Genomic DNA, 13,536 nt, shown 5'->3' on the forward strand with positions numbered 1-13,536 from the left:
GTCATCTAAGCCCATTCTCTGCTCTATTCCAGCTCGTCCGCTCCATACCTTCGCTGCGGAACGAGCAACTCCATCACCTGGCGCTGCGGCACCGGCCGGCTGATCAGATATCCCTGCACCTTATCGCAGTGTGCCTCCTGGAGGAAAGCCCATTGGCTGGCATCCTCAACGCCCTCGGCTACTACATCCAGGCCCATCTTATGGCCCAGAATAATAATCGTCTGCACAAAAGATTCGCTAAAGGCCTTATCGGCCAGGGAATCGATGAAGATTTTATCCATCTTAAGGGTAGAGATCGGCAGCTGCTGCAGATAGCTAAGGGAGGAATACCCCGTTCCGAAATCATCCAGGGCAATCCGTATCCCCCGGGACTTCAGGAACTCCAGCTTGCTGACCGTACTCCCGAACGACTCCATGAAGACGGACTCTGTAATCTCCAGCTCCAGACTGGATGCCGCAAGGCCGCTCTCCTCCAGACTGTCCAGCACAATCTCTACGAAATCATCCTGCAGAAGCTGAATAATGGAGATATTCACCGATATTTTGTAGGGAATGCCGGTCCGCTGATGGATGCTGTTCATGAACTTGCAGGCTTCCCGCAGCACCCATTCGCCGATATAGATAATCAGCCGGGAATCCTCGGCGATCTTAATGAAGGTGAGCGGGGAGACGAAGCCGAGGACCGGACTGTTCCAGCGGATCAGAGCCTCGAAGCCTGAGATTAGCCCGGTCTCCATCTGTACCTGCGGCTGATAATGCAGCTCGAATTCGTTATTATTCATCGCACTGCGCAGATGCTTCTCAATATTCATCCGGTCATTGAAGGCGGTATGCATCGATTTATCATATACGACGTAGGTGCTTTTCCCCTCTTCCTTAGCCCGGTACATCGCTACATCGGCGTTCTTCAGAATCTCTTCCGTCGTCTCGCCGTCTTCCGGGTAGAAGGAGATCCCGATACTGGAGGACACATACAGATTGCTCTCACCGATAAGAAAAGACTTGCGGAACGCACGCATAATATCCTCAGCCAGATTAAGCACATCCACCCGGCTCTCAATATCCTTGAGGAAAATCACAAATTCATCTCCGCCCAGCCGCGACAGCATATCCGCCCTGCGCACAACAGACTGGAGACGCTCACTGGCCTTGCGGATCAGAATATCGCCGGACTTGTGTCCAAGCGTGTCATTGATGTATTTGAAATTATCCATATCTACAAAAAGCAGCGCCGCACTGCCGCCCGTCCGGCGGAAATAACTCTCCATCGTCTCCAGCAGACTGAGCCGGTTCGGAAGATTGCTGAGCGAATCCATATACGCCAGGCGGTGCATATTCTTCTGATTCTCCAGCAGCATATCATATTGCCCTACAATCTCCTGCTGGGTCGCTGTAAGCTGCTCATAGGTAGCCTCCAGCTCCTGGTAGCTGTTATTCAGCTTGAATTCAGCCTGCTTGCGCTTACTGATGTCGATCAGGGAGCCGAGGAACAGGACAATCTGATCCTTCGGATCAACAATCGCCTTACCCCGCACCTCGAACCAGATGTACTCGCCTTGTCCCGTTCTCATCCGGTATTCGGTTTCATAGATCGGGGCCAGTCCGGTAAGATGCTCCTGTCTGGCCTTGCGCGCGGATTCCTGGTCATCCGGGTGAATAATGCTGAGGACGCCTCCCTCAAAGGAGTTGATCTCTGCCTCGGTATATCCCATCACCTCGTACCACCGGTCCGAGAGCTTGTAGAAGCCGCTGTCCCAGTCCAGCTCCCACATGTAAGCACCCGAGCCTTCCGAGGCCAGGCGGAACCGCCGTTCGCTGACCCCCAGCTTATTGAACTGATCCTGCAGCTCCACCTCTGTGGCCGCCAGCTCCTCATAAGTGGATTCCAGCTCCTCATAGCTAAGCTGCAGCTTAAGCTCATTCTGCTTGCGTTCATCAATATCGATGCCGACCAGCACGAAGATATTCTCCGCCTGTTCGTCCATCCCCTTAATGAGGGCCGTGCGTACGGAGAAATAATGCGCACCCGGAGAATGGTCGGGCAGTCTCAGCTCGACATTGGTCACATAATCCTGAGCTGCCGCTTTGGCAAGGAGATCCCTAAGCACAGCTGCTCCAGCTTCCAGGCCGGTCAGCTCATCTATGCTTACACCAAGCACCTCCTTCTCCTTCAGCCCGGTCATCAGCTCGGCATATTTATTGAAGCGCACGCTCCGTTTGTCCCCGTGAACAGCCCACACAATCACCCCGGTATTCTCGATCACATCCTTGAAGAATTCCTGTTCAGAGTGAATCGTACGGCGCAGCCGCCGGATATACATCCGGAGCAGGACGGCACCGAACACCAGCAGAATGGTTCCAATGGAGAACACGGTAAAAATCCGGTTACGCATCTTTTCATTATAATGGTCGGAATGCACGAAGAAATACTGCTGGTACAGCTCTTCGAAGGCACCGGAGCTTACCAGACGCTCTAGCCTTGCATTGACGTAGGACACCAGCTCCGGCTTGGATTTGGTGATGCCGTAGGCCACATCCTGCGGATATAAATTGCTCATTCTGCGGATAATATTACCGGTTAAGCCCTGTTCTACAATCAGATAATCGACAACCCCCTGATTCTCGAACAGCAGGTCGATCTCACCCTGACGCAGAGCGTCTAGCGCTTCCGGTACGGTTGCATATTCTATGTATTCTGATGGCGGGATACCCGCCTCATTCTGCAGGACAGACTCTGCATATTGTCCTTTACCAACACCGATCTTGTACTTACGGAGTGTACCCAGCGTCACCTCACCCTGGAGTCCTTGACGCGAATAGACGGAAATATAGCTTTTTAGCACGGGCTTTGAGAAAAGAATGTCCTGCTTCCTCTCCTCGCTGACAGCCATCAGCCCGGTGGTATCAATCCCGCCCTCAGTCAGCCTCCGGTACGTCTGCTCCCAATTCCCGGTGCTGTAGTGGACGAGATACTCATTCTTCTCAAAGACCATGCTTGTCAGATCAATATCGAAGCCCGTCAGATAACCATTCTGTATGTACTTATAAGGCGGATACTCCAGTTCTGCCTGATACTTAATTTCCTGTCTTTCGGCATAAGCGGCAGCGGGGTGTGCAAGCATGAGCACAATGCTAATTAGAAGCAACAATTTACACCGCTTCATCGCAATTCTCCTTTATCCCAAGTAAGATCGGCCTAACTATGTATACAAGCTTATTCGACAAAATATGGTAGGGTTCCTGCTCCTTTTTTCTCATTTCCGATAATTTGTGCACATCCTGCGGGTTTATAACCTTGAATCTTTAGTGCATCATCTTAGATTTAATCAAAAACTTTAGATTTGTATTGCTTTTTGCGGTTAAAATGTGGATAATAACAGTAATGGTTGATAATGATTATCATTATTGGATGTGTAACATTCATTATTTTCTATATTTGAGCTAAAAGGAGACTGAACACCCATGAACGCAGCCACTACCCGGACCGCCCTGCAGGTTGACGATTACCTGGACCTGCTCAATCTTGCTGTGAAAGTCGGAGATATGAAATGGCAGAAAGAAATCAAGTCCCGGTTGCAGTATATCCTGTGCCTGCAGACCCGATAGTCCATTTCATACAGAAATAGATGAATATAGCTTACTTCTTACAGAAGAGGCGGTTCCAAAAGCCATGCAATGGCTGGTGGGAACCGCCTTTTGATTTGGAGCTTTTGAATTGGAATACGGATTAACGTGGGCACTCGGGTGGACGCAATCTTCCGCATTTCGGCGGCACCTGCATCTGCGGAGCTTAGATTGTTTAATGATATAGTATAATGATTAGCATACTATAACGAACAATAGCCTATAGATCGGAGTGTGTCAGATTGAGAAAAAACCTCACCCTCGTCTTGGTCTTGATATTATCGCTGCTGTGGATTCCGGGGGTCTATGCTGCGAATGTTCCTGCACAGCAGGGAGTAATTACGGATGAAGCCCTGCTGCTGTCTGCCCAAGAAGCAGAGAGCCTCACCCGGATTGCCACTACAGACCGGTACACCTTCCATGTCTTAACCGTTGATTCGCTGGCCGAGAGCGACATTTCCAGTTATGCTGCGGATGTATATGATACCTGGGGGCTGAAGTCCCGGGACATCCTGCTCCTGATTGCTTACGAAGATCATCTGACCGAGATCACCTTCATTAACCCCGGGCTGCAGGATGCGCTCGATGCCTGGTCCAGACAACAGGGCGGAGCTGCGGGCAGCGCAGCAATTAACAAGCTGCTGGAGAAATATTTCAATCCTTATGCCAGAAACGGAGATATCCCTGAAGGCATACGTTCTGTGATTCAGCAGATGCAAGCCATTGGCAGCAGCGGACAGAGCGGCAGTACCGGCAGCGGTACATCAGGTGCTGCCGCAGGGACGGCAGGAGCTGCCTCAGGCGCTAACAGCAGCGGTAGCGGATTCCCTCTCCTGCCAGTCGCAGGCGGCCTTGTCTTGGCCGCGCTGCTGATACTGCTGCTGTATGTGCTAATTACCGGACTGCGCCGCCGCAAGGAACTATCCGTACAGCGTGAGCAGCTCGCCGACCTGCTGGTACGGGCGAACCACGCTCTGGAATCCCTTCAGCCTTTCCAGGGGATTGTGCAGGGCAAGACCGGGGAGATGGTCGAAGGCATCTCGAAGCGATTGACCTCCCGGCTGGTTGAAATCTCTGCATTGCAGGCCGCCGGGCAAGCACCAATGCCGCCGTTCTACCGCTTGTCTGCACTCAAGGCAGCGGCAGAGCAGCTTCAGCAGACAGAGGGGGAATTCCGCGCCTCCCTGGAGGAAGAGGAGAAGAAGGTCGCGGTCATCAGCGATGCCGACCGGAACGTCAAGCAGCAGATTACCGAGCTGAAGCAGGCTGCCCCTGAGCTCGAGGAACAGCGGCAGCAAGCGGTCCGGGAGACCGGCTATACGCTGGAGGAGATTGCCCAAGATCTTCAGGAGCTGGCCGAAGAGACAGCCAAGGCAGATCAGCTCGAGCTGTTCGACCCGATCGCCGCGCAGGAGATCACAGAACAAGCTCAGAAGCTGCAAAAGCAAATTGAACAGGATGTGCAGGATGCGGGGGCCTTTGACGATAAGCTGAAGGGCTTCCCCGGTGTCCTGGCGGCTGCCCGCAGCCGGATTGCCGGGCTGATTGACCAGAACTCCCTGCACAATATGAAGGTTAAGCCTTACGACAGCCTGGAGCAGGCTTCGGCTGCCGCAAGTTCCATGGAAGCGCCGCTGCACAGCGGAGATATGGACGAAGTGCGCCGGATTGGCGCTGATATGGATGCCCTTCTGACTGAAGCCGTGGCTATGACGGAACGCCAGGCTATGATCCGGCAGAGTAACCTCAGGGATCTGGAGACTGTACGCAGCACATGGGCAACACTAAGCCAGCGGCGGAACGAATTGCAGAGCCGGCTTGCCGGGGCGAAGAACAGGTTCGCGCGGCAGCACCTGGACGCTCTGGAGAAGCTGCTGGAGGAGGCTGGCGGGGCACTGCGGCAAGGCGCGGCGGAAGTGCCGCAGCTTGAGACCTGGACCAGCGATGCACGCGGAGAGTATGACAATGCCCGCAGCGGGCTGGACCGGCTGCTTGCCTTGCAGGATGAGACGGCAAACAGCATGAATAGCATTAACAGCAGTCTAGACTCTCTGGAGGAGCGCCTGGACAGCTTGAACAGACTGTTCACGGAAGGGCAGAGCCGGGTGGATGCCGCCTACAATCTGCTGCACAGCAGAGGAATTGCCTCGCAGAACCGCTTCCAGCTGTCCCTGCTGCCAGAGTATACCGAGCTGGAGCAGCGTCTGGCCTCAGGTCCCTACGATCTGGATCAATTGGAGGAGACAGGACGCTCCTATGCTTCGCAAATCGCTTCCTTCGTAGAAGAAGCGAACCGGCTGGTCCGCCAGAAGGAAGAAGCCGAACGCGCAGCCAGAATGGCCATGCTGCGGGAGCAGCAGCGCCGGGAGCAAGCCCGCAGACGCAATTCCGGCCCGCCGGGCGGAGGATTCGGCGGCGGCGGACGCTCCTCCGGCGGCTCTTCTTGGGGCGGCGGCGGTGGCGGCGGACGTTCCTCCGGCGGCTCTTCATTTGGCGGCGGCAAATCCGGCCGGAGCTCCGGCGGCTCTAAGTGGTAGCAGCCGCTTGCCGCCACAGCTCATACTCACCCTAACAGGTTGGTGATGTAACAACTTATTCTGCGGCATTAAGCGAAATCAGGAGCATTCGTGTCCCTGATTTTTGCTGTATTCGAACTTCAACCGTCCCGCGCATCCTCGCTCCAGCTAATTATATCCCTCCTGCATCATGGCAATGAAATCCGTGAAGGCTGGGGAGAGCTGCAGCTCCTTGCGGTAGATTAGCTGAATATAGAAACGTTCCTTTTGCCCCGCCAAGGGAATACCCGTCAATGCCCCCGTATGTAGTTCCTCCTCCACCGCATAGCGCGGCAGAAAGCCCGTCCCCCAGTTATGCTTCACCGCCTGCTTAATGCCCTCCAGATTCCCGAACTCCATGCCTACATGGGCAGCAGCGCCGGATTCTCTGAATACCTGGAGCAGCTGCTTCCGGTAAGTGCAGGTGTGCTCTGTCAACACCAGCGGCTCTCCCTTCAACTGCTCTGGAGTGACTGCCGTTTCGGCCGCCAAGGGGTGCCCCGGATGGGTAACGACATATAGCGCTTCTTCACGCAACGGCAGAGTGATCAGCTCGCCCGTATGAAAAGGAACGTCGAAGATCAGACCGAATTGAACGGATTTCGCTAGGACTGCCGCAATAATATCCTCTTCAGAGCCAGGCTGTACCCGCAGCTGCATGCCCGGATAACTCAGCCGGTACTGATGAAGCCGGTGAGGCAGAAAGTAGGCGGCCAGTGTCTCAATAGCACCAATGTTCAGCGTACCCTGGTCACCGCCGGTAATTACCGCTTTAGCCTCTTCACTCAGAACCAGCATCTGCCGGGCATACGGGAGCAGATTATGGCCGGCGAAGGTTGGAATCATCCCTCTGCCCGAGCGTTCCAGCAAAGTGGCTCCATACATCTCCTCAAGCTTGGCAATCTGTGCCGTTACACTCGGCTGGGCATACCCCAGGACCTCGGCCGCCCGCGTATAGCTCCCGTGATCCACCACAGCACAAAAGGTCCGTAAATACGTTAATTCCATATGCAGGCCTCCTGAATGATCAAACTTTTCGATATTTGATATTACAGACTATAAATAACTCCAATTATAAGTTCCCTGTATACTTAAACCAACTTAATTTAAGGAGGAAATGCGTATGAAAAGACAGGCAAAATCTCAAGTACTGGCTACACAGGCCGCAGACCCGGCGGATGCAGTAAGGCATTTCACAGCAAAAGCAGCATTCGAAACGGATGTCGCCGATGTTGCCTATGATCTGAGCGAAGGAATTACAGGTTTCCAGCTTATCGATGTGCGTGATCCCCGTTCTTATGCGGAAGCACATCTGCCGGGGGCCCTCTCTCTGCCGGGAGGCCACATACACAGCACTTCCCCGGAGTGGTCCAAGGAGGAGGTTCTGGTGGTATATTGCTGGGGACCTGCCTGCAATGGAGCCAGCAGAGCCGCTGCACAGCTCGCCGCACAGGGGTATTTGGTGAAGGAAATGCTCGGAGGCATAGAGTATTGGCGTAAGGAAGGAGGAGTTCTGGAGGGGACTCTTAAGGAGAATGCACCTCTATACTGGAATGTATCTGACAACTCACTATAATATCTCCAAGCTCCCTAATTCCGCTCAACAGATACACAACAGCACAGCAGCGATTCCCCATTCACCGGAGAATCGCTGCTGTGTGTCGATTATATTGCCGTTCAGTGAGGCTCATCCTCCAGAAACGGCTTGTTCACATAATAATACATAACCCCCATCAGCACACCACCGCCGATGAGATTGCCCAGTGTGACTGGAACCAGATTGTGCACGACGCCTCCCCAGGAGATCGTTCCGGGATGGTCCAGGACCAGGGCAATGGCGAAGGTACACATGTTGGCAATACTATGCTCGTACCCCGAGATGAAGAAGCAGAACACGAACAGCACCATAGCGAACATTTTGGCACCGTCGTTCTTCATTGACATCGGGACGAAGAAGGCCAGACAGACGAGCCAGTTACAGAGAATCGCCCGGAAGAACAGCTGCATCGCCGGAGCTTCCATCTTATGGGCCACCACATTCAGCAGGAACCCGTTGACAGAGGAATCATAGAACAATCCGGTCAGAAAAATAAGCAGCGCAAACGCCGTAGCTCCAAGAATGTTGCCCAGATAGCTAACGACCCACATCCGCACAACCTCGGTCCATGCCAGCTTGCGCCTCAGTGCCGCATAGGTGTAATAAAAAGTATCCCCGGTGAACAAATCACCCCCGCCGTAGGAAATCAGGATAATGGCTGCGCCAAACGTGATCGCAGCCATCGGATAGGTCATCGGCGATTGTTCCATATAGAAGAAGTTGCCGGTCTTAAAGGCTACGATTACGCCGAATCCGATAAACATGCTGGCGAGCATGGCCCTGGCAATGTAACGCCATACGCTTTGCCGGAAAATCTTCTGTTTCTTAAGTGCAAGCTTCTCTACCTGCAGCAGTGCCTCGTTCTCCATTTGACCTCCGTATTCACTTTATATTTTCAGCGGTGCCGGAAGACTGATGTACAGCCTCCAGGCTATTATACCCAATAAACCACTGGAAATTGCTTGAATCACAGAGCATCAATAATTTATGGATTCTGCACACTGTCCGCACCCTTTTCACAGGCCGTTATCCTCCCGATCATTCAGGCTGGCAATCGCCTCCGCCTTCTCACTGCTGGCTACGACGATAAGCACCACGATCAAGCATCCCAGAATCATCCCGCTTATCCCCTCTTTCTCCACAGGTCGCCTTAGTGACAACGTATGTGGAGGAGCGGGATAATATGAGTAGGATTAGCGGAGAATCAGTCAGTCAAACCGCCAATATAATAATTAAGCGCCTTATAATTAGCATCATAGAACAGGATAATGTAGTCTTCCGGTTGTCCGTTCTGCACCGCATCATCAGATAACTGAATTCGCTCATAAGGATAGATACTGTTAATATTCCGGTAATCATTTAAATACTTCACTGCGGATTCTGCAGTGAATTCTTGCTTAGCTGCAACTAACGCTGATTTATAGGTCGCTGTGAAATAGACCGCCTCGGGATGCGTTTTCTGATAATCTTTTACAGATACATAATCTATACGGGTACCGTTGTTATAATCCCGGACTAACTTAATGCCGTCGTGAATTTGGGTCGCTGTACCATCCCATACAGGCTGCTTAGGCGTGAAATCAACCAGCTTTGTGGCGTAACGTATGGCTTGTCCTTCTTTGTTATAGTAGACCACAGTCACATAATTCTGTCCGCTCTTATCTGTTACCGCAAGAACGGAAGTCTGAACATCAGCAATATTAATTTTCCCATAGGGGCTTGGTTGCTCTAAATCTTCTGCATGAACAGGATTGGCTGTAATATAATACGAGAAGCTGCCTATGCTTCCCTTCAATTCATCCGGGAAACCCATTAAATTCATACTTATTGTCTTGCCGTTGAATTGATTATACCCGTCAATAATTGCGGATTGAACCAGATCCATATTTTGAAGTGGTCCCGATCTCTTGGCGTCCATAAGAGCTGATACAGCATTCTTAAGCTTAGTCTTGCGTTCTCCCCAATTGAAAGAATCATCAAAAGGTAAGTAGGCTCTATAAGCCCTGTTCACTGCATCTTCATCCATTAAAGTTACATTCGAAGGAAGCTCGTCAATTCTTTTCATGGCTGCTTCTAATTTCAGGTCTGTGCTAAGCATCACCTTGCCGGTGTAATATCCCAACGCCTTCATCTCGGAATCGAGGAAAATAATGGTGTATTCGTCTTCGTTATATGTTTTGAAATTATATAATGTGTCATAGGAAAAAGGGATATAGCCCGGTGATGAAGCACCTACTGCTGCATTAGAGGATACTGTGGCATCAACTGCACTGACCCAGCCGTCTCTGTACACTTTACGCGAAGCATGAATCATATCATTCAATTCCAAATTCAGTTTACTGTCCATATAGTACTTCGGTGTAATTGTATATCCCACTGCTCTTCCGCCAAATTGCAGAGCAGCATCTTCCACATCAATAGTATCCCGATAATATACTTGGGAAGACACGGTGCTGAATTTCTCCTGGGTAATAGTCACACCACTGTGCAGTAACATCATACTGTTAGAGGCCTCAGTAACTGTAGGCTGCAAATTCACCTGTTGAGTATAGAATCCGGTCACTTCATTAGATGAATTCCGTACTACAACCGAGACATATTTATCGCCTGCTGCGCCAATCTTACTGGCAGGAATCCAGATGCCCGTCTGCTTGCTCAATGAGTAGCCCGTACTAATAGAAGCGTACTGGAGATTGGTAAGCTCCCAGTGGAGATCTCTAGAGCTGATCGGCTTCGCGGTTACATAATAAGTAATACGGTCATTTAGGCCCACCGCACTCCCAAGCACTCTGCTATAATCAATTTCCAGATAAACAGTATTCGTCACTGTGTTGTCAGGACGAGAGGTAATGCTGATATCAAGGGCCGGGAGCTCCTTAACCGGTAATTCATTAACAGGTTCCGGGCTTGGTGTTGGTGTTGGAACCGGCGTTGGTGTTGTAGCCAGAGCCGGGGTTGGTGTTGTAGCCAGAGCCGGGGTTGGTGTCACCTGAGGACCACCACCACCGCCGCCGCCACTACCACCGCCACTTCCTCCCGCAGCTACAGCAGCAGTTGCAGTTGGTGCAGCTGTAGCTGCGGGAGGAGCCGATGGTGTTACGGCTGGAGCAGGCGTCACCGCTCCCTGTGCAGATTGACCCGTTCGAGAGACTGCCGCATCAATCAGCGCCAAGGATTCTGCACGGGTCAAGGCTTTGACGGGCCCGAAGGTTCCATCCGGGTATCCTTTAAGGACTCCCGCCGTGACTGCTGCTGCAATACTCCCCTTGCTCCAGAATGCCATCTGACCCGCATCACTGAAACCCTTCAAGACCTCTGTATCACCCGCGCTGAGCTTCAGCAGCTTAGTGACTATAACTGCCGCTTCCTGGCGGTTAATCGGGGCATTCGGGCGCATCTCATTGTTGAAGCCCTGGATATATCCAGCCGCTACAGCCTTCGCAACCTCACTATACGCCCAACTGGCAGGCTGCACATCGGTGAATTTCACCTTACTCTGTTCCGTAAAATGATAAGAACGGTTGATGAGTGTCATGAACTCCGCTCTGGTTATGGTCTGGTTCGGTTTAACCGATCCATCCCCGAAGCCTTTAAGCAAGCCGTTATCCAGCCAGCTCTGAATCGTTTGCTGAGCCCAATGCCCCTCATAATCCTTTGTCACTGCAGACTCGGCTGCCGCTATCCCCATAGAACCAAACAGTATCCCCGCTCCAACTATACCTGCCAATATTCCTGTTAGCTTCCTGACCATCAATATTCTCTCCTTGTATGTACGACTAGAACCTTCTCATAATAGCTCACCGGAATATATTAGTAAATTAGAAATTTAACAGTAAAAAAGCCTGCTGAATACCTATCAGCAGGCTTATCCATCATTCTATAAAAATTGTACCAGCCACATTCAAATCATCAGTTCAAAAAGCTGCTCAGCCCGCTCTCCGCCTGCTTCAAAGCCTGCGGCTGTGAGCCTTCGTTAAGCCCGAGCCGGTTGTTCAGCTGGGTGTTGATGGTGGTCATTTTGGACGTATAGTCCTGACAGCTCTCGATGATCCGCCGGTTGGACTGCTCCGAGGTATCCAGGGCGCTGAGCAGGTCGCCAATGGCCTGATTCACGGCTTCCAGGGACATGGACGGCTTGGAGAGCAGCTCCGTGGTCTTCTCGGTCGTCGTGCGCAGCAGCCGCGCATTCTCCTTGAACTGGTCCTCGATGGTCTTGTTGGTGGCTTCCACCGCATTGATGACATTCTCCTGATCGGCCAGGGACATGGCAATCATCGCCGAGACGGTGATCAGGTTAGAGGTCTTATCAATCGCGTTGTTTACGGAATCAATCAGCTTGTCATTATTGTCATTGATGATATCTGTTGCCGCAATCGCCTGATTGTAGAGCAGAATCATCTCGGTCATGGACTGAATCCGCACCATAACCTTGCGCAGCCCCCGCTCCAGATACGCTTTGCGGAATTCATTCTCAGGCTTGGCGATCTCAACCTCGAACAGCTCCTTCAGCTTGTTGCCGAAGGCGATCTTGGTCTGAAGGTTATAGATCTCCTCCATGGAGGTACGCTTCAGCTGGCGCATGTTAACGATGCTCTCCTCCAGCGTATCCCGGCCGTCACGCAGACCGGTGATAATGGCATCAATGTTGGTGCGGACCGACTGATATTTGTAGACATAATTCTTGAGCGGGCTTTTGCGCAGCATTTTACCGAAGAAGCTGACATTCTTGCTCTGCTGAAGGGTCTCGCACTCATTACGCAGCTTCATAATCATATTGGGCACTTCCACCCGCTTGCCGCTCATCAGATCATTGACGGGGCGGTCCAGCAGCTTCAGCGTTTGGCCTGCCTTCTCCTGCGTCTTCACCCCAAGCTTCCCGATATCATCCATCAGGGAATCCAGTGCCACCGTGTCTGTCTTGGCTACCTGTTCAATTAGCTGGGAAGCCTCCTGAACTACCTTCTGCTCATCTTCTTTTCTAAGCTCAATTAACTGCGTAGACATGGTTCTCCTCCTCCTATAATTCGGAACTGCTATATCGCTGATGTATCAGTTCCGCCTTGGTCTGAAGTTCCATCAGGTCTTTGTGCTCGATCGTGGACGCAATATCGGAAATTTTGGCATCGACATCACGCAGACCGTTCAGCAGCATTCTCCGGTTTCTTGTCTTGGCCTCGCCGCCCAGGCGCAGGAACGGGTTGATTACTCCATTAAGGTCCTTCAGCACCAGCCTGCGGACGGTATGGTTGATCTCGCCGTTGCCCAGCTCCTGCAGCAGCGGAATAACACGCTGCAGTCTGGCGAACAGTGCCAGCGACTTCTCGACAATCTCATTGTCCAGCGTATCCTTCTGCCCTTCGGAGATAATCATATCCTCCAGGATTCCGAGATACTCCACCACCGGGGCGAACTCTGCCCCGATCTGTATTTCCTCCCTGTGCCCGGCTCCCGGATGGGCCGTAGAAGCCTGTCCCGCCGCAGCTGCAGGAGCAGCAGCGGCAGCAGACGAAGCCTGCAGCGCGGCGGCGGACGCCGCCGGAATCGCCTGCGGCTCCTGCCCGGCAGGAATCACCTCCACCGGGAGATTCACTCTTGTGCGCCTGAGCTCCGGCACTGCAAGTGCTGCCCCAATTACCGGAAGCAGCAGCGAGACCAGCTCAGGCAGGAAGCCGCTGGTCAGTACGGCTACGACATAACCGGCACCGGCATACGCCAGTACTTTGAATTTAGCTTGCATTCCTTCTCACCTCTTATGAGCGT

At 52.3% G+C, this 13,536-nt stretch carries 9 protein-coding genes; 3 read left to right on the top strand and 6 right to left on the bottom strand.

The window, feature by feature from the left end:
• Nucleotides 1-23 precede the first annotated feature (23 nt).
• The gene (locus NST04_RS01635) at nucleotides 24-3,164 is read right to left on the bottom strand and encodes an EAL domain-containing protein (RefSeq protein WP_341182900.1); all 3,141 of its coding nucleotides are present in this window, start codon (nucleotides 3,162-3,164) and stop codon (nucleotides 24-26) included.
• Between the two features lie 298 nt (nucleotides 3,165-3,462).
• Between NST04_RS01635 and NST04_RS01640 the strand changes: the two genes are divergently transcribed.
• Nucleotides 3,463-3,606 carry a hypothetical protein gene (locus NST04_RS01640; RefSeq protein WP_171720322.1) on the top strand — a complete coding sequence of 48 codons (144 nt, stop codon included), beginning with the start codon at nucleotides 3,463-3,465 and terminating at the stop codon, nucleotides 3,604-3,606.
• Between the two features lie 260 nt (nucleotides 3,607-3,866).
• Complete coding sequence (locus NST04_RS01645) at nucleotides 3,867-6,161, top strand: TPM domain-containing protein (protein ID WP_341182901.1); 2,295 nt, start codon at nucleotides 3,867-3,869, stop codon at nucleotides 6,159-6,161.
• Between the two features lie 147 nt (nucleotides 6,162-6,308).
• On the opposite strand, the gene NST04_RS01650 is transcribed toward NST04_RS01645, so the two are convergent.
• Nucleotides 6,309-7,187 carry a LysR family transcriptional regulator gene (locus tag NST04_RS01650; RefSeq protein ID WP_341182902.1) on the bottom strand — a complete coding sequence of 293 codons (879 nt, stop codon included), beginning with the start codon at nucleotides 7,185-7,187 and terminating at the stop codon, nucleotides 6,309-6,311.
• Nucleotides 7,188-7,302: 115 nt separating this feature from the next.
• Between NST04_RS01650 and NST04_RS01655 the strand changes: the two genes are divergently transcribed.
• Nucleotides 7,303-7,755 carry a rhodanese-like domain-containing protein gene (locus NST04_RS01655; protein ID WP_341182903.1) on the top strand — a complete coding sequence of 151 codons (453 nt, stop codon included), beginning with the start codon at nucleotides 7,303-7,305 and terminating at the stop codon, nucleotides 7,753-7,755.
• A gap of 101 nt (nucleotides 7,756-7,856) precedes the next feature.
• Here the strand turns inward: NST04_RS01655 and NST04_RS01660 are convergent, their stop codons facing one another.
• The 4 genes from NST04_RS01660 to NST04_RS01675 form a co-directional block, all read right to left on the bottom strand.
• Complete coding sequence (locus NST04_RS01660) at nucleotides 7,857-8,645, bottom strand: formate/nitrite transporter family protein (RefSeq protein WP_341182904.1); 789 nt, start codon at nucleotides 8,643-8,645, stop codon at nucleotides 7,857-7,859.
• 335 nt (nucleotides 8,646-8,980) lie between these two features.
• Nucleotides 8,981-11,527 (bottom strand): S-layer homology domain-containing protein, encoded by a 2,547-nt coding sequence (locus NST04_RS01665; RefSeq protein ID WP_341182905.1) that lies wholly within the window; start codon nucleotides 11,525-11,527, stop codon nucleotides 8,981-8,983.
• Between the two features lie 158 nt (nucleotides 11,528-11,685).
• Nucleotides 11,686-12,780 (bottom strand): toxic anion resistance protein, encoded by a 1,095-nt coding sequence (locus NST04_RS01670; protein ID WP_036723538.1) that lies wholly within the window; start codon nucleotides 12,778-12,780, stop codon nucleotides 11,686-11,688.
• A gap of 13 nt (nucleotides 12,781-12,793) precedes the next feature.
• Nucleotides 12,794-13,513: a hypothetical protein gene (locus NST04_RS01675; RefSeq protein WP_341182906.1), complete on the bottom strand. Its 720-nt coding sequence runs from the start codon at nucleotides 13,511-13,513 to the stop codon at nucleotides 12,794-12,796.
• Between the last annotated feature and the right edge of the window lie 23 nt (nucleotides 13,514-13,536).

Source organism: Paenibacillus sp. FSL H7-0756, assembly GCF_038006765.1.
Taxonomy (GTDB): domain Bacteria; phylum Bacillota; class Bacilli; order Paenibacillales; family Paenibacillaceae; genus Paenibacillus_AQ.